This is a genomic window from Kitasatospora sp. NPDC001527 (genome assembly GCF_040298605.1).
GTDB lineage: Bacteria > Actinomycetota > Actinomycetes > Streptomycetales > Streptomycetaceae > Kitasatospora.
Genome location: NZ_JBEPAM010000036.1, coordinates 1 through 23,449, shown reverse-complemented (window position 1 = coordinate 23,449; position 23,449 = coordinate 1). Strand labels below are relative to the sequence as shown.

At 72.2% G+C, this 23,449-nt stretch carries 24 protein-coding genes; 10 read left to right on the top strand and 14 right to left on the bottom strand.

Features of this window, described 5'->3' with window-relative positions; all coding sequences use genetic code 11:
- Nucleotides 1-31 precede the first annotated feature (31 nt).
- The 3 genes from ABT238_RS27100 to ABT238_RS27090 are packed head-to-tail and all read right to left on the bottom strand — an operon-like array spanning nucleotide 32 to nucleotide 2,695.
- On the bottom strand, nucleotides 32-979 hold the full coding sequence (locus tag ABT238_RS27100; RefSeq protein ID WP_350562650.1) for an ABC transporter substrate-binding protein: 948 nt from the start codon (nucleotides 977-979) through the stop codon (nucleotides 32-34).
- A gap of 40 nt (nucleotides 980-1,019) precedes the next feature.
- Entirely contained in the window at nucleotides 1,020-1,517 is a 498-nt protein-coding gene (locus ABT238_RS27095) for a GNAT family N-acetyltransferase (protein ID WP_502884189.1), read from the bottom strand.
- Nucleotides 1,514-2,695 (bottom strand): LLM class flavin-dependent oxidoreductase, encoded by a 1,182-nt coding sequence (locus ABT238_RS27090; protein ID WP_350562652.1) that lies wholly within the window; start codon nucleotides 2,693-2,695, stop codon nucleotides 1,514-1,516. The genes ABT238_RS27095 and ABT238_RS27090 overlap by 4 nt, the downstream gene beginning before the upstream one ends.
- 663 nt (nucleotides 2,696-3,358) lie before the next feature.
- Between ABT238_RS27090 and ABT238_RS27085 the strand changes: the two genes are divergently transcribed.
- Nucleotides 3,359-4,387, top strand: coding sequence for an amino acid ABC transporter permease (locus tag ABT238_RS27085; RefSeq protein ID WP_350794889.1), 1,029 nt, complete (start codon nucleotides 3,359-3,361; stop codon nucleotides 4,385-4,387).
- A complete protein-coding gene (locus ABT238_RS27080) occupies nucleotides 4,384-6,318 on the top strand; it encodes an FAD/NAD(P)-binding protein (RefSeq protein ID WP_350794865.1) in 1,935 nt (644 codons plus the stop codon). The genes ABT238_RS27085 and ABT238_RS27080 overlap by 4 nt, the downstream gene beginning before the upstream one ends.
- 32 nt (nucleotides 6,319-6,350) lie before the next feature.
- On the opposite strand, the gene ABT238_RS27075 is transcribed toward ABT238_RS27080, so the two are convergent.
- The gene (locus tag ABT238_RS27075) at nucleotides 6,351-8,132 is read right to left on the bottom strand and encodes a serine/threonine-protein kinase (RefSeq protein ID WP_350794859.1); all 1,782 of its coding nucleotides are present in this window, start codon (nucleotides 8,130-8,132) and stop codon (nucleotides 6,351-6,353) included.
- Nucleotides 8,133-8,307: 175 nt separating this feature from the next.
- Between ABT238_RS27075 and ABT238_RS27070 the strand changes: the two genes are divergently transcribed.
- Nucleotides 8,308-10,593: an FdhF/YdeP family oxidoreductase gene (locus tag ABT238_RS27070; protein ID WP_350794852.1), complete on the top strand. Its 2,286-nt coding sequence runs from the start codon at nucleotides 8,308-8,310 to the stop codon at nucleotides 10,591-10,593.
- A 16-nt stretch (nucleotides 10,594-10,609) separates the two neighbouring features.
- Nucleotides 10,610-11,239, top strand: coding sequence for a CatB-related O-acetyltransferase (locus ABT238_RS27065; protein WP_350794841.1), 630 nt, complete (start codon nucleotides 10,610-10,612; stop codon nucleotides 11,237-11,239).
- Nucleotides 11,240-11,243: 4 nt separating this feature from the next.
- On the opposite strand, the gene ABT238_RS27060 is transcribed toward ABT238_RS27065, so the two are convergent.
- The 7 genes from ABT238_RS27060 to ABT238_RS27030 form a co-directional block, all read right to left on the bottom strand.
- On the bottom strand, nucleotides 11,244-11,684 hold the full coding sequence (locus ABT238_RS27060; protein WP_350562664.1) for a Rossmann-fold NAD(P)-binding domain-containing protein: 441 nt from the start codon (nucleotides 11,682-11,684) through the stop codon (nucleotides 11,244-11,246).
- A 76-nt stretch (nucleotides 11,685-11,760) separates the two neighbouring features.
- Nucleotides 11,761-12,003, bottom strand: a complete 243-nt coding sequence (locus ABT238_RS27055) for a DUF397 domain-containing protein (protein WP_350794833.1) — start codon at nucleotides 12,001-12,003, stop codon at nucleotides 11,761-11,763.
- A 77-nt stretch (nucleotides 12,004-12,080) separates the two neighbouring features.
- On the bottom strand, nucleotides 12,081-12,935 hold the full coding sequence (locus tag ABT238_RS27050; protein WP_350562668.1) for a helix-turn-helix domain-containing protein: 855 nt from the start codon (nucleotides 12,933-12,935) through the stop codon (nucleotides 12,081-12,083).
- Nucleotides 12,911-13,438 (bottom strand): DUF6879 family protein, encoded by a 528-nt coding sequence (locus ABT238_RS27045; RefSeq protein ID WP_350562670.1) that lies wholly within the window; start codon nucleotides 13,436-13,438, stop codon nucleotides 12,911-12,913. The genes ABT238_RS27050 and ABT238_RS27045 overlap by 25 nt, the downstream gene beginning before the upstream one ends.
- On the bottom strand, nucleotides 13,422-13,613 hold the full coding sequence (locus ABT238_RS27040) for a hypothetical protein (RefSeq protein WP_350794821.1): 192 nt from the start codon (nucleotides 13,611-13,613) through the stop codon (nucleotides 13,422-13,424). Before ABT238_RS27040 ends, ABT238_RS27045 begins: the two co-directional genes overlap by 17 nt.
- A gap of 143 nt (nucleotides 13,614-13,756) precedes the next feature.
- Nucleotides 13,757-13,951: a DUF397 domain-containing protein gene (locus ABT238_RS27035; protein WP_350562672.1), complete on the bottom strand. Its 195-nt coding sequence runs from the start codon at nucleotides 13,949-13,951 to the stop codon at nucleotides 13,757-13,759.
- Nucleotides 13,944-14,807, bottom strand: a complete 864-nt coding sequence (locus ABT238_RS27030) for a helix-turn-helix domain-containing protein (RefSeq protein WP_350562674.1) — start codon at nucleotides 14,805-14,807, stop codon at nucleotides 13,944-13,946. The genes ABT238_RS27035 and ABT238_RS27030 overlap by 8 nt, the downstream gene beginning before the upstream one ends.
- Before the next feature lie 319 nt (nucleotides 14,808-15,126).
- Between ABT238_RS27030 and ABT238_RS27025 the strand changes: the two genes are divergently transcribed.
- The 3 genes from ABT238_RS27025 to ABT238_RS27015 are packed head-to-tail and all read left to right on the top strand — an operon-like array spanning nucleotide 15,127 to nucleotide 15,976.
- Nucleotides 15,127-15,492: an ATP-binding protein gene (locus tag ABT238_RS27025; RefSeq protein WP_350794809.1), complete on the top strand. Its 366-nt coding sequence runs from the start codon at nucleotides 15,127-15,129 to the stop codon at nucleotides 15,490-15,492.
- Complete coding sequence (locus ABT238_RS27020; RefSeq protein ID WP_350562678.1) at nucleotides 15,489-15,722, top strand: hypothetical protein; 234 nt, start codon at nucleotides 15,489-15,491, stop codon at nucleotides 15,720-15,722. The genes ABT238_RS27025 and ABT238_RS27020 overlap by 4 nt, the downstream gene beginning before the upstream one ends.
- Entirely contained in the window at nucleotides 15,719-15,976 is a 258-nt protein-coding gene (locus ABT238_RS27015; protein ID WP_350562680.1) for a hypothetical protein, read from the top strand. The genes ABT238_RS27020 and ABT238_RS27015 overlap by 4 nt, the downstream gene beginning before the upstream one ends.
- A 405-nt stretch (nucleotides 15,977-16,381) precedes the next feature.
- Here ABT238_RS27015 and ABT238_RS27010 read toward each other — a convergent pair whose 3' ends face one another.
- The gene (locus ABT238_RS27010; RefSeq protein WP_350794793.1) at nucleotides 16,382-18,082 is read right to left on the bottom strand and encodes a C40 family peptidase; all 1,701 of its coding nucleotides are present in this window, start codon (nucleotides 18,080-18,082) and stop codon (nucleotides 16,382-16,384) included.
- 336 nt (nucleotides 18,083-18,418) lie between these two features.
- Here ABT238_RS27010 and ABT238_RS27005 point away from each other — a divergent pair, with 336 nt between their 5' ends.
- Together ABT238_RS27005 and ABT238_RS27000 are read left to right on the top strand one after the other, a co-directional pair.
- Nucleotides 18,419-19,612 carry an inorganic phosphate transporter gene (locus ABT238_RS27005; protein WP_350562684.1) on the top strand — a complete coding sequence of 398 codons (1,194 nt, stop codon included), beginning with the start codon at nucleotides 18,419-18,421 and terminating at the stop codon, nucleotides 19,610-19,612.
- A gap of 29 nt (nucleotides 19,613-19,641) precedes the next feature.
- A complete protein-coding gene (locus tag ABT238_RS27000; protein ID WP_350562686.1) occupies nucleotides 19,642-19,896 on the top strand; it encodes a hypothetical protein in 255 nt (84 codons plus the stop codon).
- 72 nt (nucleotides 19,897-19,968) lie between these two features.
- Here ABT238_RS27000 and ABT238_RS26995 read toward each other — a convergent pair whose 3' ends face one another.
- Nucleotides 19,969-21,465 (bottom strand): MDR family MFS transporter, encoded by a 1,497-nt coding sequence (locus ABT238_RS26995; protein WP_502884194.1) that lies wholly within the window; start codon nucleotides 21,463-21,465, stop codon nucleotides 19,969-19,971.
- A gap of 177 nt (nucleotides 21,466-21,642) precedes the next feature.
- The gene (locus ABT238_RS26990; protein WP_350562690.1) at nucleotides 21,643-22,128 is read right to left on the bottom strand and encodes a MarR family winged helix-turn-helix transcriptional regulator; all 486 of its coding nucleotides are present in this window, start codon (nucleotides 22,126-22,128) and stop codon (nucleotides 21,643-21,645) included.
- A gap of 112 nt (nucleotides 22,129-22,240) precedes the next feature.
- Between ABT238_RS26990 and ABT238_RS26985 the strand changes: the two genes are divergently transcribed.
- The gene (locus tag ABT238_RS26985; RefSeq protein ID WP_350562692.1) at nucleotides 22,241-23,332 is read left to right on the top strand and encodes an ABC transporter permease; all 1,092 of its coding nucleotides are present in this window, start codon (nucleotides 22,241-22,243) and stop codon (nucleotides 23,330-23,332) included.
- The last annotated feature ends 117 nt before the right edge of the window (nucleotides 23,333-23,449 follow it).

Below are 23,449 nucleotides of genomic sequence, written 5' to 3'. Positions count from 1 at the left end.
GGACTCCTCCCAAGGGGCCCTGGACAGGGGGTCACTTGTGCTCGGGCGGGCTGATCTGCGACTCCTTGACGGCCGAGTCCGTCACCCCCCACTTCTTGAGGATCCGCTCGTACGTGCCGTCCTTGATCAGCTCGTTGACGGCGGCCTGGAAGGCAGGGGCGAGCGGGGAGCCCTTCTTGAACGCGAAGCCGACGTCGAGGCGGTGGAACTCGCCGAGGAACCGGGTGCCGGAGGCCTCCTGGGCCGCCTGGTAGCGCAGGCCGTTGATGGTGGACATCACGACGTCCACCCGGCCCTGCTGGAGGCTGGTCAGCGTGGCGCCGCTGTCGCTGAACGCCTTGACCTCGTAGGGCTTCTTCCCGGCGTCGGTGCAGACGTTCTTCTTCGCGTTGAGCGTGGTCTCGAAGGTGGTGCCGGCGCCGGTGCCGATGGTCAGCCCGCAGAGCTGGAGCAGGTCGGTGATCGGCTGGACGGAGGTGTTGTCCTTCTTGACCGCGAAGCCCTGGCCGTCGTCGATGTAGGTGACGAAGTCGATCGTCTTCAACCGGGCCTCGGTGACCCCGAAGTTGCCGGTGCCGACGTCGTACTTGCCGCTGCCGAGCGCGGGCAGGATGGTCTCGAAGGCCGCCTCCTCGCGCTGCACGGTCAGGCCGAGCACCCTGGTCACCGCGTCGGCGAAGTCGATGTCCAGGCCGGCCGCCTTCTTGGTGGCCTGGTCGGCGTAGAAGGCGGAGGGCGGGGTGCCGATCGAGGAACCGAACTTGACCGTGCCGGCGGCGCGGACGTCGGCGGGCAGCAGCGCGGCGGCGGTGTCCGACTTCTTCACGCCGGAGACGAGGTCCTCGGCGGCGGCGGAGACGGCCTGCTGTCCGGGGCCCGCCGCCGCCGGCTTCGGGTCCGAGCCGCACGCGGCCAGCGCCAGGACCGGCAGCAGGGCGGTGGCCGCGAGCAGGCGGCGGCGGACGGTGGTGGTTCTCACGGGTACGGGTGCCTTTCGGGGTGGGGCAGATCGGCGTGCATCAGGGGAGGTGCTTCTCGAACGGCAGCGGGCCGATGGTCAGCGGGTCGGCGGTGACGTCGAACAGCGCGGTGTAGCCGTTGGCCAGGTAGAGCCCCCTGGCCTCGGGCTGGAGCGGGCCGGTGGTGAGGAAGATCCGGCGGTAGCCGGCCGCGACGGCGGCCCGCTCCAGTTCGGCCAGCACCCGGGTGGCCAGGCCCCGGCGGCGGTGCGCCGAGTGCGTCCACATCCGCTTCACCTCGGCCGTCCGCGCGTCGTAGCGCTTGTACGCGCCGCCGGCCACCGGCTCGCCGTCCTCCAGCAGGAGCAGCAGGACGCCGCCGTGCGACTCGGCCCAGCTGTCCGCCGGGTAGCGGGTCATCTCCTGGTGCGCCTCGGGGCCGTAGCGGCGGACGTACTCCTCGGTGAGCTCGCGCACCAGCGGCTCGGCGAGCGGGTCGTCGATGCGCACCCGGCGGACCTCGACGTCCAGGGCCGGGGCGCCGGCCGGGCCCGTCACGCCTGGACCGCGATCAGCTGGTGCCGGTCGCGCTCGGCCCGCTCCGCCCCGGCGGCCTCGGCGGCGGCCTTCGCGGCGTCCCGCTTGGCGACCTCCTCGCGGACGATCGGGATCACGTACCGGCCGAAGTCGATCGCGTCGTCGACCAGGTGGTAGCCGCGCGCGGAGAGGATGTCCACGCCCAGGTCGTAGTAGTCGAGCAGCGCCTGGGCGACCGTCTCGGGGGTGCCGACCAGCGCGTTGGAGTTCCCCGCCCCGCCGGTGGCGGCGGCGGTCGGCGTCCACAGCGCCCGGTCGTAGCGCTCGCCGGCCTCGGCGATCTCCAGCAGGCGCTGGGATCCCGTGTTCTCGGGTGTCGCAGCCTCGGGGGCGGCGCCGGCCGGGCGGCCGCGGCGGATCAGCTCGCCGCCCTCCCGGCGCGCCCGGATCGCGTCCACCGTCCGGTGCGCCTTCTCCCAGGCCAGCTCCTCGGTCGGCGCGATGATCGGCCGGAACGCCACCTGGATCCGCGGCACGTCGTCGCGCCCGGCGGCCTTCGCCGCCTCCTTCACCCGCTCGATCTGCTCGGCGGTGCGGGCCAGCGGCTCGCCCCAGAGGCAGAAGATGTCCGCCTCGGCGCCGCCGGCCGCGTACGCCGCCGCCGAGGAGCCGCCGAAGGAGACGCCCGGGCGCGGCTGCTGCACGGGGAAGACGTCGGAGACGAAGTCGTTGAAGCGGTAGTGCGCGCCCTCGTGGTCGAAGGGCTCCCGGCTGGTCCAGGCCTTCTTGACGATCCCGATGTACTCCCGGGTCCGGGCGTACCGCTCGTCCTTGGTGAGGAAGTCGCCCTCGCGCCGCTGCTCGTGGTCGCTGCCGCCGGTGATGAAGTGGACGGTGAGCCGGCCCCGGCTGATCCGGTCCAGGGTGGCGAAGGTCTTCGCGGCGAAGGTCGGGTAGGAGACGTTCGGGCGGTGGGCGAGCAGGATCTGCAGCGTGTCGAGGTGCGAGGCCAGGAACGCGGCGGCGGGCGCCGGGTCCGGGGCGCCGGAGCCGTAGGCGAACAGCACCCGGTCCCAGCCGTGGTCCTCGTGGGCGCGGGCCAGCCGCAGGGTGTAGTCGCGGTCGAACGCGGCGGTGGTCCTCGCGGCGGTCTCCGTACCGTCGGCGGTGGCGGCGATGCCGAGGAATTCGACGGGCATGGTGGCGGAACCTTTCGGGTCGTGCGCAGTCCGGTGGGCTGCGGGTGGGCAGGCCGGAGAAAGCCCTGGCGGTGAGGCGGGCCGGGCCGTGGTGCGGTGAGGGCGGCGGGCACGTGACGGCCCGCGGGCGGACGGGGCGACTGCCGGAGCGCAGCGCGGTGCGGAGGAGGAAAAGGGGGGCGGCGGCAGCGCGCCGATGACGAACCGTCAGAAGGCGACGGCTCTCCCGGCCCGGGACGGGGCACCGAGGGAGGTCCCTGCGAGGGAGGACGGGGCCGGGCGGACGGCCCGCTGCCGGGTCAGCCGCGACACGCCGCGGACCACACCCGACCGAAGTCGATGTGGTCGCGGGTGACCAGGGGCTGCTCGGCGTACATGGCCTCAAGTTGAGCAGCGAACCGCGCACGGCGTCAACCACCCTCCATTACCGCTCTGTTGCGATCTCCTGTCGCCGTGCGAAGCGTTCCGCGGCCGGGCCCGGAGACCGTTCCCCACCCTTGACACCGGCCGATCGCTCACGCGTACGATCGCGGCCGGAGTGCAGTGCACCGCCGGCCGTGTTGAGGGACGCGGGCCGGCCGCAACGGCCGTACGTGACCACGCCGTACCCCGCCCCGTGCGCCCGCCCGCGCGCATCTCCGCCCTCCCGCCTGGAGCCTGAGCATGGCCACCCCGCCGGACGTCCTGCCCGCCCCCGCCCGCCCCCTCGCCGAGTCCGCCACCCCTCCGCCCGCGACCGCCCCCGGGACCGGGACCGTTCCCGACGCCGCGGCCGCCACCGCGCGGATCGTCCCGCGCCGCCGCCCCGGCCAGTGGGTCTCCGCCGCCGTCGCCCTGCTGCTCTTCGCGATGGTGGTCAACTCGCTCGCCCGCAACAAGGCGTTCCAGTGGGACGTGGTCGCCGACTGGTTCACCGCCGCCTCGGTGATGAACGGCCTCACCCTGACCCTGTGGCTGACCGCCGTCACCCTCGGCCTCGGCTTCCTGCTCGGCACCGTCCTCGCCACCATGCGGCTGTCCGCCAACCCGGTGCTGCGCACGCTCAGCTGGGTCTACATCTGGATCTTCCGCTCCACCCCGGCCCTGGTGCAGCTGCTGCTGTTCTTCAACATCGGCGCCCTCTACCCGACGCTCGGCCTCGGCATCCCGTTCGGCCCGGAGTTCCTCACCGTCCGCACCGTCAACCTGTTCGGCCCCACCCTCACCGCCGTCGTGGGCCTGACCCTGCTGGAGGCCGCGTACGCCGCCGAGGTGGTGCGCGGCGGCATCCTCTCCGTCGACCGGGGCCAGCTGGAGGCCGCCTCCGCGCTCGGCATCGGCCGGTGGCGGGTGCTGCGCCGGATCGTCGTCCCGCAGGCGATGCGCTCGATCGTGCCGACCGCCGGCAACATGCTGATCAGCGCGCTCAAGGGGACCAGCATCATCAGCGTGCTGGCCGTCTCCGACCTGCTCTACTCGGTCCAGCTGGTCTACCTGCAGTCCTACCAGGTCATCCCGATGCTGATGGTCGCCACCATCTGGTACATCGTGATCACCACAGTGCTGTCGATCGGGCAGTACTACGTCGAGCGGCACTACGCGAAGGGCGCCACCCGCGAGGGGCTGCCGCCCACCCCGCTGCAGAAGGCCCGCGCCGGGTACCGGCGGCTGCGCGCCGCCGCCGGTACCCCGGCCGAGGGGGTGGCCCGGTGAGCGCCGTCCTGGTCATCGTCGGCGCCGGGCCGCGCGGCACCGGCGTGCTGGAGCGGATCGCCGCCAACGCGCCCGAACTGCTGCCCGCGGACCGGCCGCTGCACATCCACCTGGTCGACCCGCACCCGCCCGGCGGCGGCCGGATCTGGCGCCACGAGCAGTCCCCGCTGCTGCGGATGAACTCGATGGCCGAGGACGTCACGATGTTCACCGACGAGCGCTCCACCATCGACGGACCGGTGCGCCCCGGCCCCTCGCTCGCCGAATGGGCCGCCGACCCGCGGGCCTTCGCGCCCTACCGGGAGAGCGCCGACCCGGACGTCCGGGCCGAGCTGCGCACCCTCGCGCCCGCCGACTTCCCCACCCGGCGGGCCCAGAGCGCCTACCTGGACTGGGTGTTCCGGCGCGCCGTCGCCGACCTGCCGCCGCACGTCACGGTCACCGTCCACCGGGACACCGCGCACCGCGTCGAGGGCCCGGCCGACGGGCCGCAGCAGGTCCACCTCACCGACCGGGTGCTCACCGCCGACCACGTCGTGCTCACCCTCGGCCACCTCGACGCCGCCCCCGACCCCCGGTACGCCGCCGACGCCGCCTTCGCCGCCCGGCACGACCGCTTCCACCTGCCGCCCGCCTACTCCGCCGACGCGGCCGGCGACCTCGACCGGATCGCCCCCGGCGAGCACACCGTGCTGCGCGGCTTCGGGCTGGCCTTCGTCGACCTGGTCTCCCTGCTCACCGAGGGCCGGGGCGGGCGCTTCGAGCCGGACGGCGCGGGCGGCCTGGTCTACCACCCCTCCGGCCGCGAGCCCGTCCTGCACGTCGGCTCGCGGCGCGGCGTCCCCTACCACTCCAAGACCTCCTACCGCCTCCAGGGCCCGCGCCCGCCGCTCCCCCGCTTCTTCGACGCCGCCGCCGTCGACGCCCTGCTCGACCGGCCGGGCCCGCTCGAACTGCGGCGCGACGCCTGGCCGCTGATGGCCAAGGACATCGGCTTCGGCCACTACCACGAGCTGTTCCACGCCCACCCGGAGCGCACCGCGCTGCCCTGGCCGGAGTTCCTGGCCGGCTACGACGCCCACCCCTGGGCGTCCCCGGAGCTGCGCGCCCTGGTCGAACGGGCCGTCCCCGACCCGGCCGACCGGCTGGACCCGGAACGCCTCGACTTCCCGCTCGCCGGCCTCGAACTCGGCTCCACCGAGGAGCTCCAGCACCACCTGCGCCGCTACGTCACCGAGGACGCCGACCGCCGCGCCGACCCCGCCCACAGCGCCGACCTCGGCGCCTTCCTCGCCCTGCTCTCGCTCTTCGGCCAGCTGCCCCGGCTGCTCGGCTCCGGCCGGCTCACCGCCCGCTCGGTGGCCGAGGAGGTCGACGAGTGGTTCTTCGGCTACTTCAGCTACCTCGCCTCCGGCCCGCCCGGCTTCCGGCTGCGCCAGCTGCTCGCGCTCTCCGAGGCCGGGGTGGTCCGCTTCCTCGGCGCGGGCATCCGGGTCGACCGGGACGAGCCCACCGGAACCTGGCGGGCCTCCGGCGCCACCGTGCCCGGCCACACCGTCACCGCCACCGCGCTGGTTGAGGCGTACCTGCCCAAGCACGCGCTGACCCGCACCCGCGACCCGCTGCTGCGCGACCTGTACCGCACCGGGCGGATCACCGAGGAGGTCGTCGCCGACCCGGAGTACACCCACCGCTCGGGCCTGCTCACCATCCGCCCCGGGGACAGCCGGGTCCTCGACCCGGCCCTCGACCCGGCCGTCGACGGCGGCGCGCACCCGCGCCGCACCGCCCTCGGCCCGCACACCAGCCTGCGCGCGGCCGCCGCCTTCGCCCGCCCCCGTACCGACTCGCCCGGCTTCCGCCAGAACGACGCGGCCGCCCGCGCCCTGCTGTGCGCGCTCGCCCGCGCGGACTCGGCGGTTCCGGTCTAGGAGCCGCCTCCTGGATCCTCGCCGGGGCCGCGTCACGGCCCGTAGATCTCCTCCACCAGGTCCTCGGCCGTGACGTGGTCCGGTGCGGCGAGGATCCAGTCGCCGATCTGCTTCACCCCGGTGCCGCGCTCCAGCGTGGTCAGGCAGGCGTTGGCCTCCCGGTCGGAGGCGAAGTCCCAGGCCAGCAGGCGGCGGATCAGCACCAGCGCCTCGCCCGGGTGCATCCGCGGCCGCCGGCCGGGCCGGCTCCGCCCGGCCGGGGCCGCCGCCAGCCGCTGCTGGTAGCCGGAGAGGTCGTGCCAGGCCTGGACGGTGGCCGGGTGCTGCTCGCCGAGCGCCCGGGCGAGGTCCGGCAGCAGGGTGCGCAGCTGGAGCACCGCGCCGTCCAGGTCGCCCCGGTTCGCCGTGTACACCGCCAGGTCGTGCCGCGCCTTGAGCACCCGCGGGTCGTGGCCGCCCCAGGCGGTCTGCAGGTCCGGCAGCAACTGGACGAGCCGGCGCAGCGCGCTGACCGTCTCGCCGCTCTCGCCGATGCACCACACCAGGTGGTAGCGGGCGGCGAGGGTGTCCGGGTCGGTCCCGCCGAGGGCGAGCCGCATGTCCTCGGTGACCGTGGAGAGCAGCCGGATCGCGCCGTCGAGGTCGCCGGCCCGGCTCAGGAACCAGGTGAAGTCCCGCCAGGCGGTGAGGGTCTCGCGGTCGGTGGCGCCGAGTGCGGCCACGGCCTCCTGGGCCACCGCCTGGAGCTGCACGGCGGACTCGCCGGCCGTCGCCGCCCGGAACGCGGCGCTGCGGCGCGCGCGCAGGGCGGCCCGGACGGCCTCCTGCGGCGGGGGCAACGGGGGTGCGGCGGGCGGGGCCGGCGCGGGTACGGGCGGTCCTGCGGTCACCGGCGGGGTGGTCAGCGGCGGCAGCACCGGTCCGACGGACAGCGCCGTCGGCGTCGGCAGCCCCGCCGTACGCCCCGCCGTCATCCCCGCCGTCCGCCCCTCCTCCAGCTCCGCCAGCCGCCGCTCCACCGCCCGGGCGTCCGGCGGGCGCCCGGACGGGTCCTTGGCGAGCAGCTCCGCGACCAGTCCGGCCAGCTCCGCCGGCAGCCCGAACGGCGCCGGGTCCAGCACCGGCGGCGGCTCGTTGAGGTGCTGGTACATCAGCACCGGCGTCGAGTCCCCGCCGAACGGCCTTGCCCCGGTGCACAGTTCCACCAGCACGCAGCCGAACGCGTAGAGGTCCGCCCGGCCGTCCACCCGGCCCCCGGTCCAGCGCTCCGGCGCCATGTACGCCGGGCTGCCGATCACCGTCCCGGTGGTGGTCAGCCCGCCCGCCCCGGTGTCGAGCTGCGCGATGCCGAAGTCCAGCACCTTCGCCGCCCCGGCGTCGGTGACCATGATGTTGTCGGGCTTGATGTCCCGGTGCACCATCCCCGCGTCGTGCGCGGCGGCCAGCGCCGAGCAGATCTGCCGCCCCCAGCGCAGGCTGAGCACCGGGTCCGCCGGGCCCTCGCGGAGCACGGCGGTCAGGGTGCGCCCGGTGAGCAGCTCCATCACCAGGTACGTCACCCGCCGGCCGGCCAGCTCGCCCTCGCCGAGGTCGTGCACGGTGACGATGTGCGGGTGGGAGAGGTTCCCGGCCGCGCACGCCTCCCGGACGAACCGCAGCGCCGCCTTCTGCTGGTCCTCGCCGTGGTGGTTGATGACCTTGACCGCCACCGGCCGCCGCATCCGGGTGTCGAAGGCCCGCCACACCACGCCGAAGCCGCCCTGCCCCAGCCGTTCGACCAGCTGGTACCGCCCGTCGAGCACGTCGCCGACCATCGCCCGCCCACCCCCGGCCCATCCGGCCCCATCGAAGCACCTGAACTCTATCCACGCCGCCGATCCCGCCAACCTCCCCCTTCTCCGCCCTGCCGTCCCCGGGCCCCCGGGTGCGAGGATGAGATCAGGCGCCGCGACGAGGCGGCGGCCCCACGCACAGCCGAGGAGCGCAGTCATGGCCAAGCAGGCCCCGCAGAGCGACCCGGCGCAGGACGCTCCCCAGGTGTCCGCGCGCCAGCACGCGGCAGCCGGGCTGCCCGCCGTCGGCCACAGCCTGCGGATGGCCACCGAGCAGATGGGCGCCCGCCGCACCCTGAGCACCCTGCTCAAGGTCAACCAGCCCGACGGCTTCGACTGCCCCGGCTGCGCCTGGCCGGAGCCGGGGAAGACGCACACCGCCGAGTTCTGCGAGAACGGCGCCAAGGCCGTCGCCGAGGAGGCCACCGAGCGCCGGATCCGCGCCGAGTTCTTCGCCGCCCACCCCGTCGCCGAACTGGCCGAGCGCTCCGGCTACTGGCTCGGCCAGCAGGGCCGGCTCACCCAGCCGATGCTCCTCGACGAGGGCGCCACCCACTACGCGCCGATCTCCTGGGACGACGCCTTCGCGCTGATCGCCGAGGAACTGCGCGCCCTGGACACCCCGGACGGCGCCGCGTTCTACACCTCGGGCCGGACCAGCAACGAGGCCGCGTTCGCCTACCAGCTGTTCGCCCGCCGGCTCGGCACCAACAACCTGCCGGACTGCTCCAACATGTGCCACGAGTCCTCCGGCTCGGCGCTCACCGAGACGCTCGGCGTCGGCAAGGGCAGCGTCAGCCTCAAGGACCTCTACCAGGCCGATCTGATCATCGTCGCGGGCCAGAACCCCGGCACCAACCACCCCCGGATGCTCTCCGCCCTGGAGCGCGCCAAGCGCGCCGGGGCCACCATCGTCAGCGTCAACCCGCTGCCCGAGGCCGGGCTGGAGCGCTTCAAGAACCCGCAGCAGGCGCGCGGCCTGGTCGGCCACGGCACCAAGCTGACCGACCTCTTCCTGCAGATCAGGCTCGGCGGCGACCTCGCCCTGTTCCGCGCCCTCAACCAGCTGATCGTCGAGCGGGACGCCGTCGACCACGCCTTCGTCGCCGAGCACTGCCACGGCTTCGAGGAGTTCGCCGCCGAGGCCCGCACCACCTCCCGCGAGGAGGTGCTCGCCGCCACCGGCCTGCCGTGGTCGCAGATCGAGGAGCTGGCCCGGCTCACCGTCGCCTCGAAGAAGGTCATCGTCTGCTGGGCGATGGGCCTCACCCAGCACAAGCACGCCGTGCCGACCATCCGCGAGGTGGTCAACTTCCTCCTGCTGCGCGGCAACGTCGGCCGCCCGGGCGCGGGCGTCTGCCCGGTGCGCGGGCACAGCAACGTCCAGGGCGACCGGACGATGGGCATCTTCGAACGCCCCACCGCCGCGTTCCTGGACGCCCTCGGGCGCGAGTTCTCCTTCGAACCGCCGCGCGAGCACGGCCTGGACTCCGTCGACACCATCCGCGCCATGCGCGACGGCCGGATCGGCGTGTTCTTCGCGATGGGCGGCAACTTCGTCGCCGCCACCCCGGACACCGAGGTCACCGAGGCGGCGATGCGCCGCTGCCGGCTGACCGTGCACGTCTCCACCAAGCTCAACCGGTCCCATGTGATCACCGGCGCCCGGGCCCTGATCCTGCCCACCCTCGGCCGCACCGACCGGGACGTCACCGCGCTCGGCGCCCAGTTCGTCAGCGTCGAGGACTCGATGGGCCAGGTCCACTCCTCGCGCGGCGGCCTGCGCCCGCCGGCCCCCGGCCTGCTCTCGGAGACCGCCATCGTCTGCCGGCTCGCCCGGGCGGTGCTCGGGCCGCAGGACACCGTGCCGTGGGAGGACTTCGCCGCCGACTACGACACCCTGCGCGACCGGATCGCCCGGGTCGTCCCCGGGTTCGAGGACTACAACGACAAGGTCCGCCGGCCCGGCGGCTTCACCCTCCCGCACGGCCCGCGCGACACCCGCACCTTCCCCACCGCCACCGGCAAGGCCAACTTCACGGTCAACCCGCTCACGGCCCCCGAGGTCCCGGAAGGCCGCCTCCTCCTTCAGACCCTCCGTTCCCACGACCAGTACAACACCACCATCTACGGCCTGGACGACCGCTACCGCGGCATCAAGGGCGGGCGGCGGGTCGTCCTGGTCGACCCGGCGGACGCCATCGAACTGGGGGTCGCCGACGGCCAGTACGTCGACCTCGTCAGCGAGTGGAAGGACGGCGTGGAGCGCCGAGCCCCCCACTTCCGCGTCGTCCACTACCCGGTCGCCCGCGGCGGCGCGGCGGCGTACTACCCCGAGACCAACGTCCTGGTCCCGCTGGACTCCACCGCCGACGTCAGCAACACGCCCACGTCGAAGGCCGTGGTGATCCGCTTCGAGCCCGACAGCGGCGCCGATGCCTGACCCGACGCCTGACCGGATGCCTGACCCGACGGTCCTCCACCCGATGCCGGAGCAGCCCCGCGTGGTGCTGCTCCGGCCGCTGGTGACCTCCCCGCTCATCGAGGTCGGGGAGTTCACGTACTACGACGACCCGGACGACCCCACCGCGTTCGAGACCCGCAACGTGCTGTACCACTACGGCCCGGAGCGGCTGGTCATCGGCAGGTACTGCGCCCTGGGCACCGGCGTGCGGTTCATCATGAACGGCGCCAACCACCGCACGGACGGCCCGTCCACCTTCCCGTTCCCCATCATGGGCGGCGCCTGGGCCGGCCACTTCGACCTGCTCACCGGCCTCCCCAACCGCGGAGACACGGTGGTCGGCCACGACGTCTGGCTCGGCAACGGCGTGACCGTGATGCCGGGCGTCCACATCGGCCACGGCGCCATCATCGCCACCGGCTCCGTGGTCACCACCGACATCCCCGCCTACACCATCGCCGGCGGCAACCCCGCCCGCGTCATCCGCCCCCGCTACGACGAGGCGGACATCACCCGCCTCCTCACCGTCGCCTGGTGGAACTGGCCCACCGACCACATCACCGCCCACGTGCGGACGATCATGTCCGGCACCATCGAGGAGCTGGAAGCCGCCGCCCCGGAGTAGGAACTCACCGCTGCCCGAGCGGGCAGGGCGGGGGCGTCTCCGAGGTGGGGTTGTGGGTGCGGGGGCAGGAGACGGCGGCGAGGGAGCGCAGTTGCCGGGTGGGGGTCCAGTACATCCACACGACATCGTGGGGGTAGGCGGCGAGGAAGGCGCGGGCGTGGTCGAGCCGGAGCGTCCGGGAGAGGTCGGTGTCCAGGGCGGGGGCGTCGGCAAGCCGCTTGCCAAGCCAGTCCAGGGCGCTCGCCGGGTCGTCGGTGGTGAGGCTGATCCGGTCGGCCGGCTTGGCGAGCCAGTGCATCACCTCCAGAGGCGGAACCGGACTGTTCCAGGCCGGCCGCCTGCCGTTCTGAGGTTCGGGCGGCCGCCGTTCGACGTCCTCGGGCCGCTTTCCGCCCGCCCAGGCGTAGCAGTGCCAGTGGAGCCCGGTCCTGTGCCAGTGATCCATGCGCGCCTACCCTTGGTGGATGGGTCGGCCCCGCCCCCAATTGGCGTGGGGGCGGGGCCGGTTCGTTCCGGGTGTGTCAGACCGCCGTGTCGAACCGCGCCGGGTCGATGCCCGCCGCCGCCAGTTCGGCCGTGCTGAAGCGCAGTTCCACGCCCGGACGCTTGGTGTCACCCATCACCCACAGTCCGCCCACGACGCCGGGCACCTCCCGCAGGGTCGCGCAGGTCTCGTGCTCCGACTGCGGGTTGCCCCCGCACGCCCGGTACGCGGCCACCCCGGCCGGAACCTCGATCTCGTACAGGTCGATGTGCTTCGACACTTCCACCTCCCGTGAATCGACGGGAGCCACAGCGGTTCCCGTCGAGCGGCCACCAACCTAGAGGCGTGGAGTCGGCACTACGAGGCGGTTTCCTGTTCCCTCAAGAAGTCGTCCCGGATGCCTTCGACCAGGCTGCGCATAGCTTCCCCGGCCAAGGCTCCGGCCATAAATCCGTCGAACTTTCGAATATAGGCCTCGACGTCCCGCGGATCGGTGACCGTTATCTCGGCGTGAACGGTCTCGACCGTGACCATGCGGTCGTCCCGGATGACGAAGGAGTGCGCCGGCACGTCGGACTGTCGCACGTCGAGCGGTACGACCCGAACGTCCACATGGGACATCCGGGAGGCGGAAACGATGCGGTCCAACTGCGCGGCCATCATGGCCGCCGGAACGAGACGCCATCGCAGGACGGGCTCGGTGATCACGAGTCGCAGAATCTTGGTGGTGTCGTAGAGAGTCGACTGCCGTGCCAATCGCGCTGCTACTGCGCGCGACAACTGATCCTCACCGAGCCCCTTCCGCCCGAACACCGCCCGAACGTATTCCGGGGTCTGCAGCAATCCGGGGACGATGGAGGGCTGGAACAGCCGAATCAGCCCGGTCGACTCGTCCAATGCCTTGATCTGCTGTTGCTTCCGATGGTGACCGAGTCGGCGGACCAGACGCCATGCCGTGGTCTCGGTGGCCTCCGCCCGTGCGACGGCCATGTATTCGGCCTTGACCTCGTCCGATACTCCTATGGCGGTAAGGATGCGCTCCACATCCACGACGGTGGGAGCCACCTTGCCGGTCTCGATCTTGCTCAGCTTGCTCGCAGACATGACGGCGCCACGGGCGACGGCCTTGGCCTCCTTGCCGGAAGCCTGCCGAAGCGCCCGCAGCGCCGCGCCGAGCTGTGTTCTGTTCACGCGCCGTGCCGGGCCCACCATTCCGGGAACGGCACGGAGTGTGCCATCGCGGTGTCGCGGTACGCCCTGAACTCATCGAGCCGTGCGGTGTCGGGGAAGTCGGCGCCGAGGTACTTGCCGTGGCCGTCGTAGTTCATCGCGGCCACGGTCTCATCGTCGAAGAGCCAGAAGTCAGGTGCCTGCGGGACGGGGTTCTCCTGGTCGGTGGTGTCCAGGATGAAGAACTCCTCTCCGGCCGCCATGTTGCGGTGATACCCCCACGCGAGTTCGAAGCGGAGGTAGTCGGTGAGCGGGCGCGAGAGGACGTGGACCCGGTACATGCGCTTCCCCGAACGGGTGGCCTCGGCCACCGTCCCGACCCAGCCGGCGGTCCGGTAGTCCTCCGGCTGCTCCTCCCCGGCGAGGAAGGCGTGAAAGGCGTCCACCCCACCGGACTGGCTGTAGTCGTCGAGCGTCTCCAGCCGGAACGCCGTCTGTTCGAACGCCGAGAACCAGTCCCCCAGGGTCCTAGATGAGGTTGTCACGGACGGCCTTTCGGATGAGTTCGACAGGGATCTCGACCAATGACTCGTGAGCCGGAATCCGGAGACCGTGCTCGGTGATCCGATCCCCCTGAACAGCGAGGGTGCCACGATCCGTCAGGTACAACGTCGGGCAGTCTCCGTCATCACATGAACCTACAATCCGCGTCAGCTCCACTGCCGCCTCCTCGGTGGCCCGGTGTCACGACAATGGTCCCGAGACCCCAGACCGGCCGACAAGAGGTTGCCGTTTCCAACACTGGAAACCACCCCACCTCTGAACCGGTGCCCCTCGCTCGGGCCGAGCGAGGGGCACCGGGGTCAGGCGCGGTGGTCGAGTTCGCCGGCCTTGATGGCGTTGAGGAGGCCAGCGAAGGTCTCCAGGTCGGCACGAAGGACGACGTGGCCGTCGTCGGACTCACGGATCTCTACCGTGCACCGATCCGCTGTACGGACCTCGATACACGCATTACTCGACCCGGAGTAGCTGGACTTCTGCCATATGGGGCTACCCATGCTTGCGCACTACCTCACTCTTGACGGAACGGATGAAGTCTCGCGACTCCCCCTCCGACAGAGCTACCGAGGCCACACTGGCCAGCACCTCACGATAGTTCGACAGATCGGAAGGGGTATCGAAGAGCGGACAACCGAAGCTGATGTCGATCTGCACGGTGTCCAGCTCGGGGACCGGCCCCTCGGCATAGACGAAGTTCTCACTGGGGCCAGGTAGCGCTTCAACATCGAACGGCACGACGCGGATGGAGACTACCGGGTCCTCCGAGTCATCAACGAGGACTTCGAGCTGGTCGGCAAGCACCTTCGGTCCGCTGAACTGCATGCGCAATGCCGCTTCGTGGATGAATGCCGTGTAGGGCGTTGCGCCTGATCGAACGGCCTGCTGCCGCTGCAGCCTGAATGCCATCCTGAGGTCGACATCGGCCGATGGCAGCGGCGGAACAGCACGGGCGAACACCGATGCCGCGTACGCGGGCGTCTGGAGCAGCCCGGGAAGAAAAGTGATCGAGTAGGTGGAAACCCTTCGGGCATGCCCCTCGATCGCCGCAACGTCCAGCAGGTCGGTCGCAAGGCCGTCGCCGTACGCCTCCCACCAACCGGCGTCCGGCTGCTTGATCATGTCCGCGAGCGCATCGACCAAAGGCTTGTTGGTGCAGACGCAGGCGGCTGCGATCTCTCGCAGCCGCTCCACGCTGACGGCCGACTTGCCGTTCTCCATCTGAGTCACCAGAGCGGGAGTCACCCCGAGCAGGCGGGCGAGCTGGCTGCCGCCGAGGCCGGCCGCCTCTCTCATCCTCCGGAGCTCGGCGCCGAGGCGGCGTTGGCGAAGGGTTGGCTTCTGACGAAGGGCCATGGCGTCCTCTCAGGCGGTTCCGACGCCAGTGTGCCGTGCCGCCCACAACGAGAGCCACCGGGGTCCGGGTAGGCGGCCTCAAGGGGTGGAGCATCCCCCTTCAGGGGGAACTTCCCGCACATGGATTAACTTTAAGAGCCGATGCGCTATGGTCGGTCTCACAATGATCCGACGGATCGTCAGTAATGCCTGTTCGCTCGGGCAGTAGGCGCATGCTGCCCATTCGCACCGCAGAGCAGCCAGGTCCGGACTGGCCTCGTTCACGGTGACGCATCCGTCGATACTCCTCCCCTCTTGCCTCTTCCCATGGAGGTCTGCCATGCGTGCCCTCAACCCGCCCGACTGCACCACCGTCCGCGCCGAGCTCCGCTCCCTCCTCCACACCGCCGGCTGGCCGCCCGACACCATCGCCGACGCCGAACTCGCCTTCCAGGAACTGTTCGTCAACGCGTGGCAGCACGGCCTCTCCCCCGCCCCCGGCGTCCTGGTCTCCCTCCTGCCGACCACCCTGCGGGTCTCGGTCTGCGACAACAGCCCCGACCTCCCCGAGCCCCCTACCCCCGCCGACCCCTACGCCCTCTCCGGGCGCGGCCTCCACCTCGTCCAGGCCCTCACCCACCGCTTCGGCGCCACCCCCACCAAGACCGGCAAGATCACCTGGTTCGAGCTGGACGCCGCCGCGTGAACGCCCCCATCACCCCTGGCGACACGTACCTGCGCACCTACACCGAGCCCGAGGCCACCGCCCTCCTGCGCGAACTCCACGAGCGCGGCAAGCCCTTCGGCATCCAGTGGGGCTCCGCCACCGTCAACGGCACCACCACCGACGGCCGCCTCCTCATCGACTTCGGCGACACCTCCCTCGCCACCCTCCTCAACCTCCTCGAACTCCTCCGCGAAACGAGCCGAAGGTGACCGCCTTCCTCATCGGCGCCGCCTTCGCCGCCCTCCTCGCCCTCGCCCTCACCACCGTGATCACCGGCGTCATCACCGCCCTCAAGATCGGCCCGCCCCCGCCGCCCATCACCCGCCACGGACGCTGGGAACTCCGCACCCTCCCAGACGGCACCCCCGAATACGCCTGGATCGCCCGCCAGGCCGGTTACTTCAGCCCCGAAACCAACCCCCACAACCACAAGCCCCACGGCCGCCACCGAACACCCCGGTAGCCACCCGGAGTGGGAAGTCGGACCGGCCGACTTCCCACTCCCCCAGCCAGACCGCCCCAGGGAATCGGCCGCGAACCGCCGTGAAGTCGTCGGCGAACCCGCCCCTCCTCGGACCTCGGAGTAGGAGGTCGAACGGGCCGACTTCCTACTCTGGTGGCCCTCGCTCCGGCCGAGCGAGGGCCACTGCGGTTCTCCGGTGGCCCCTTGCGCGCGGCAAGGGGCCACCGGGAGCAGAAACCGCGGCGTGCCTCGGAGTAGGAGGTCCGCCCTGTCGACGTCCTACTCTGGGCCCACCCCATCCGCCTGCAACGCGGGGCGGGAGGAGGTGTGGTGGAGGCGGGCTCTACGGGTGCGGACATGACGAGGCCGGGCTTCGAGAGGGTCTCGAAGCCCGGCCTCTGCGGGTCAGTTCTGGGTGGGCGAGAGGGTCCCGGAGGCGGAGGCGGAGGCGGTGCCGGAGGCGGTGCCGGAGGCCTTGGCGCTGGAGGAGCCGGTGGCGGTGGGCGAGCCGGTGCCGGTGCCGGTGGCGGTGGGCGTCGGGGTGTCGGTGGGCGTCGCCGTCGGCGTGCCGGTACCGGTCGGGGTGGAGCTCGGGGTGGAGGAGGGGGTCTCGGTCGGCGTGCCGGTCGGGGTCCCCGTGGGCGTCCCGGTCGGCGTGCCGGTGGCCGACGGGTCCGGCGTGGTGCTCGGCGTGCCGGTGGCGGACGGGTCCGGGGTGGTGCCCGGGGTGGTCGGCGCGGTCGGCGTGGACGGGTCCGTGCCCGGGGTCGGGGTCACCGGCGGCACCGGGACCACCGGGACCACCGGCGGCACGGGCGCGCCGGGGTCGACCGGCGGCTGGTTGAGCGGGCTGGACGCGATCGGGGTGACCGAGTCCCAGCCGGCCGGAAGGTCCGGGACCTTCCACGCGCCGCCGGCCTCGTCGGCCGCGCCGTCCGGGTCGGGCCGCACCGCGCCGAGGATCGGGTTGGCCCCGATCGGCCCGACCTTGACGTACGAACCCGGCCGCGGCGCGTGCACGACGAGCCCGCCGCCGATGTACATCGAGACGTGCGTGGCGCCCTCGAAGTAGATGATCAGATCGCCGGGCCGCAACTGGTTGAGCGGGACGTGCTGGAGCTGCGCCCACTGCTCCTGGCTGGTGCGCGGGATCGGCTTGCCGGCGTGCAGCCAGGCCTGCGAGGTGAGCCCGGAGCAGTCGAAGACGTCCGGCCCGGCGCCGCCCCACACGTAAGGCTTGCCGAGCTGGGCGAGCGCCCAGGCGACCGCGGCGCGGCCGGCCAGCGACGGGGTGCGCTCGCCCTTGCCGAGCACGCCGCTGGCGAGGAAGGCGAGCTGGGCCTCGTCGGCCTTGGCCTTCTCGACCTGCTCCAGCTCGGCGCGCTGGGCACCGGTGAGCGAGGAGACCAGCTGCTCGACGGCGGCGAGGTCGGCGGCGACCTTGGCCTTGGCGGCGTCCTGCTGGGTGACCAGGGTCTGCGAGGTGGCGAGCGCCTCCTCGTTCTGCTTCTGCAGCCCGCTCAGCGCGTCGCGGTCGGAGGTCAGCTTGTTGAGGAACTCGTTCTGCGAGCGGCTGGCGGCGGCGAGCAGCTCGGCGATGGTGACGGCCTCGTACGGGTCCTTGGAGAGCAGCAGCTCGGCGTAGGCGGACGCGGAGCCGTTGCGGTACTGGGCGGCGGCGAGCTGGGCGGCGATGTCGGTGCCGGCGTCGACCTGCTTCTGCTGGCGCTCCAGCTTGGTCTTCAGCTCGGCGAGCGAGGCCTGCTGGGTGGCGACCCTGTCGACGGCCGCGTTGTACTGCTCGGTGGCCGCCTCGGCGCCCTGGTAGAGCGCGTGCAGCTGGTCGAGCAGCGGCCCGAGGGTGGCCTTGGCCTGGGCGAGCGGGTCACCGGCGGCGTCGGCGACCGGAGGAGCGGTGGGCGCCGTCGGGGCCGGGTCGGCCCAGGCCGCACCGGCGGCCAGCGGCAGCGACAGCGCGGCGGCCGCGAGCACGGCGCCGCAGCGCAGCGCGGCGCGGACCCAGGCCGGCCGCCTGCCTCCCGGGGTTCCGGATGCGCCCGTCGGCCGTCCGTCCGTCAGTTCCGCGCGCCGTGCCGCCCCGCCCATGGATCTCGTCCTCCCCGCCCGCCCGCGCTCCGGCGTCCCCGGACCTCCGGCTGATCCTGCCACGGGTTACTCGCCGGAAACAGACCGCGCCCGTACGGCCCGATGAATTTTTCGCCCTGCCTGTGAGGCAGCTCTCAGCAAATGGGGCGAAGCGGACGGATCTCCACTAATGTCCTGCTCAGCACGGCGGACGCCACCCATCGGAAAGGTCCCGGCAACCCCTCCGACACCGTCGGAACCTCGATTCCGATGCCAGTTCACCTTCCGTTCACCAAGCGTCCCTACCGTCGCGCACGACACCAACGTCAGTGCGACAACTACGACGATTGTTTGGGTATGGAACACATCTCGTTCCTGGTGGCCGTTGTGATCATCACCGCGCTCGCCTTCGACTTCACCAACGGGTTCCACGACACCGCCAACGCGATGGCCACCTCCATCGCGACGGGAGCCCTCCGGCCGAAGGTCGCGGTCACCATCGCGGCCCTCCTCAACTTCGCGGGCGCGTTCCTCTCCGTGAAGGTCGCCACCACCATCTCCGGCGGGATCGTCAACGAGAAGACCGGTGTCCATCCGGAGATCATCTTCGCCGCACTGGCCGGTGCCATCCTCTGGAACCTGCTGACCTGGCTGCGCGGTCTGCCGTCCAGTTCCTCGCACGCGCTCTACGGCGGCCTGATCGGCGCCACCGTGGTCGGCGTCGGCGCCAACGGCGTCAACTTCGACACCGTGGTCAGCAAGATCCTCATCCCGGCGATCGCCTCCCCGCTGGTGGCCGGCCTGGCCTCCTGGGGCGCCACCAAGCTCGCCTTCGCGATCACCCGCAAGAGCAGCGAGCAGACCGTCGGCAAGGGCTTCCGCACCGGCCAGATCTTCTCCTCCTCGCTGATCTCGCTGGCGCACGGCACCAACGACGCCCAGAAGACGATGGGCATCATCACCCTGACCCTGGTCTCGGTCGGCGCCCTGCCGAAGGGCGCGCTGCCCCCCACCTGGGTCATCGTCTCGGCCGGTGCCGCGATCGCGCTGGGCACCTACATGGGCGGCTGGCGGATCATCCGCTCGATGGGCAGCGGCCTGGCGGACATCACCCCGCGCCAGGGCTTCGCCTCCGAGTCGGCCGCCGCGACGGTCATCCTGACCTCCTCCAGCATGGGCTTCGGCCTCTCCACCACCCAGGTCTGCTCCGGCGGCATCATGGGCGCCGGCCTCGGCGGCCCGAAGGCCGAGCTGCGCTGGGGCATGGTCCGCCGCATGGTCTACACCTGGGGCCTGACCCTGCCCGCCGCCGCCACCGTGGGCGGACTCGCCGCCTACCTGGCCGAGCGGGGCAACTGGGGCGTCGTCCTGGTCGGCGCCGTCCTGGTGGCCGGCTCGGCCGCGATGTGGGTCGTCTCCCGCCGCCAGCCGGTCGGCGCGGACAACGTCAACGCCGCCTCCGACGTCACCCCGGTCGAGGCCGGCCCGGCCGCCGTGCCCACCGTCCCGAACCCCGCCTCGCCCCCCGCCTCGACCACGGTCGCGGCCTGACCGCCGCCGGCTGAGGAGCTCGAAACACCATGCACATCAAGTGGAACGCCCTGGCCCAGACCGCCGGTGTCAGCTTCGGCATCACCGTCACCGTGGTCGCCGTCTTCGCGCTCGGCATCCTGGCCCTGTCCCGCCGCGAGGCCGCGCTCACCGCGCGCCGCGAGGCGGCCGGCCCGGGCGCCCCGGCGGCCGGCGGCCGGCTGGCCCTGGCCGGCGCGTACGCCTGCTTCGCCGTCTGCGGCGCGGCCGTCCTCTACGGACTGAGCCTGATCGCCAACAAGTAGCAGCAGCCGAACGTCCGAGGGCCGGGAGCAGCGATCCGCTCCCGGCCCTCCGGCGTACCCGGCCCGGCGTGCTCAGTCCTGGCCGGTGCGCAGCACGGTCTCGCGGATGAACAGCACCGTGACGAAGGCCAGCAGCGCGAACGGCGCCGCCACCAGGAAGATCACGCCGACGCCGTGCCCGAACGCGTCGGTGACCAGCGGAACCAGCTGCGCGGGCAGCTTGTGCAGGTCGGGGATGCCGCCGCCGAGCGAGCCGCCACCGCCCGCCGGAACGCCCGCGTCGGCCAGGTTCTCGGCGAGGTAGTGCCCGACCCGGTTGGTCATCAGCGCGCCGAGCGCCGAGACGCCCATCGCGCCGCCCATGGTGCGGAAGAAGGTGACGACCGAGCTGGCCGCGCCGAGCTCCTCGCGCGGCACGGTGTTCTGGACGGCGAGCACGAGGTTCTGCATGGTCAGGCCGAGGCCCACGCCGGTGACCGCCATGTAGACGGAGAGCAGGCCGTAGTTCGTGTCGGCCCGGGCGGTGCCGAGCAGGCCGAAGCCGATGGCCAGCAGCAGCGTGCCGCTGACCAGGTAGGCCTTCCACTTGCCGTACTTGGTGATCAGCTTGCCGGCGACGGTGGATGAGACGGCCAGGCCGAGGATCATCGGCAGGGTCATCAGGCCGGCCACCGTCGGGGACTTGTCCCGGGCGAGCTGGAAGTACTGGCTGAGGAAGGTGGTGGCCCCGTACATCCCGATGCCGACCAGGACGCTGGCCAGCGCGGCGAGGGTGACCGTCCGGTGCTGGAACAGGTGCGGCGGGATGATCGGCTCGGCCGCGCGGCGCTCGACGACGACGGCGAGCGCGCCGAGCAGCAGTCCGCCGCCGACCATGACCGCGGTCTGCCAGGAGAGCCAGGCGTAGTTCTTGCCGGCCAGGGTGATCCAGATCATCAGCAGGCTGACCGCGGCGGTGATCACCAGGGCGCCGAGGTAGTCGATCTTCACCTTGCGCTTGACCACGGGCAGCTTCAGGGTGCGCTGCAGCACCAGGATCGCGGCCAGCGCGAACGGGATGCCGACGTAGAAGCACCAGCGCCAGCCGAGCCAGGGGGTGTCGACGATGACGCCGCCGATCAGCGGGCCGCCGATGGTGGCCAGCGCGAAGACGGCGCCGAAGTAGCCGCTGTACCGGCCGCGCTCGCGCGGCGGGACCATCGCGGCCAGGCAGATCTGGGCGAGGGCGGTGACACCGCCGGCGCCGATGCCCTGGAGGGCGCGGCAGGCGATCAGCTGACCGGTGTTCTGGGAGAGGCCGGCCAGCGCGGAGGAGGCGATGTAGATCACCAGGGCGATCTGCAGCAGCAGCTTCTTGCTGGCGAGGTCGGAGAGCTTGCCCCAGATCGGGGTGGAGGCGGTGAGGGTGAGCAGGGTCGCGGTGATCACCCAGGTGTAGGCGGACTGTCCGCCGTGCAGGTCGGTGAGGATCCGCGGCAGCGCGTTGGAGACGACGGTCGACGAGAGCACGGCGACGAAGAGGCCGAGCAGCAGGCCGGAGAGCGCCTCCATCACCTGCCGGTGCGTCATCGGTTGGTCGGTCGTGGCGGCGGCTCCGGTCGAGGCAGGCGTGGTGGTGGCGGTCATCAAGGTCCTTCGGAATAGTTGCCTGAAGCAACCATAAGCGCGGATGGTTGACTTGGGCAACATTCGTCAAGAACAAGTAAAGCCCGGACCGATCCCGGCCCGGGCCCGTGCGCCCACCGCTCAGCCGGTGGGGGCGGCCGCCTCGCCGACCACGTCGTTGAAGCGGTGCAGCAGCTCGGCGAAGCGGACCACGTCCTCCTCCGGCCAGCCGCCCATCAGCTCCTGGATCCGGGCCATCCGGGCGGCCCGGGCGGCCAGGTAGCGCCGCCGGCCGTCCTCGGTGAGCGAGACGCGCGCGGAACGGCGGTCCAGCGGGTCCACCTCGCGGGCCAGCAGCCCCAGCTCCTCCAGCGCCCGGATCTGCCGGCTGATCGTCGCCTTGCCGACCGCGAAGTGCACGCCGACGTCGGTCACCCGCACCGGCCCGGCCTGCTCGACGTAGCCCAGCAGGCTGTACGCCATGCCCTCCAGTCGCGGGTGGACCCGCCGGGACAGCTCGGCCACCCGGGCCCGGCCGCGCCGGAACAGCACGCCCACCTCACGCTCCACCGCCAGCAGCGGGTCCTCGTCCTGACCCTGACCGGGGCCTTCGTTCGGCGTACTCACCGCGCAAGTATCCCGCAGCACATTCGGACCGCCCCCGGCGCGGGAGAAACCTCCGCGAAACTAGTTCATGCTATTAAGTACCCGGTTTCCCCCGATACGCAAGGAGATGTGCATGACCGCCCCAGGGCAGCAGGAACCAGAGCCCGCCGAGGCACCGGAGCACGCGTCCGAGCCGGCGCCGAGGAAGGGCTTCGCGGCCGAACTGAAGGGAGCGGTCACCCCGCGTGCGGCGTTGCTGGTGATCGGCGTGCTGCTCCTCCAGCTGGGCTTCGTCACCTCCTACGTGGGCGCGCTGCACCAGCCGAAGCCGCACGAGCTGTCGATCGCGGTGGTCGCCCCGCCGCAGGTCGCCCCCAAGCTGGTCCAGGGTCTGGAGTCGATCCCGGACGAGGCCGTGAAGGCCTCCACCGCGCCGGACGCGGAGAGCGCCACCGAGCAGATCAAGGACCAGAAGATCTACGCCGCGCTGGTGGTGAACCCGGCCTCCACCGAGGACGTGTTGCTGGTCGCCAACGCGCGCGGGCCGTCCGCCGCCCGGGCCGCCGAGACCATCGTCACCGGACTGGAGAAGAGCCAGGGCCGCACCGTCGTGGTCCAGGACGTGGTGCCGCTCGCCCAGGGCGACGCCAACGGGCTCTCCTCCTTCTACCTGGTGATCGGCTGGTGCGTCGGCGGCTACCTGGTCGCCTCGATCCTCGGCGTCAGCGCCGGTGCCAAGCCGGCCAACGCCAACCGGGCGCTGATCCGGCTCGGCACCCTGGCGCTGTACTCGGTCGCGGCCGGCATCGGCGGCGCGCTCATCGTGCAGACGATCCTGGACGCGCTGCCCGGCTCGTTCTGGGCGATGTCCGCCCTCGGCGCGCTGGTGGTCTTCGCGGTCGGCGCCTTCACCATGGCCCTGCAGTGCCTGTTCGACATCATCGGCATCGGCATCGCGGTGCTGATCTTCGTGGTGCTCGGCAACCCGAGCGCCGGCGGTGTCTTCCCGCCGCCGATGATGCCGCCGTTCTGGCGGGCGATCGGGGCCTGGTTCCCGAACGGCGCCGGCACCGACGCGGCCCGCTCGATCGCCTACTTCGACGGCACCAACCTGACCCAGCCGCTGCTGGTCCTGCTGGTCTGGGCGCTGGTCGGCGTCGGCGTCACCTTCGCCGCCGTCCTCAACCGGCCCTCGCACGTGGCCCGCGAGCTGGTCAAGAGCTGAGGCGCCGGAAGAGCCGGGGCGCCGGAAGAGATGCGGCCGACGGGTTCGGGTGTTCGAGCTGTCGTCGGACCAGTACGTCGCCTGACCGGGATTCCCGGACGGGGAACACGAACTGAG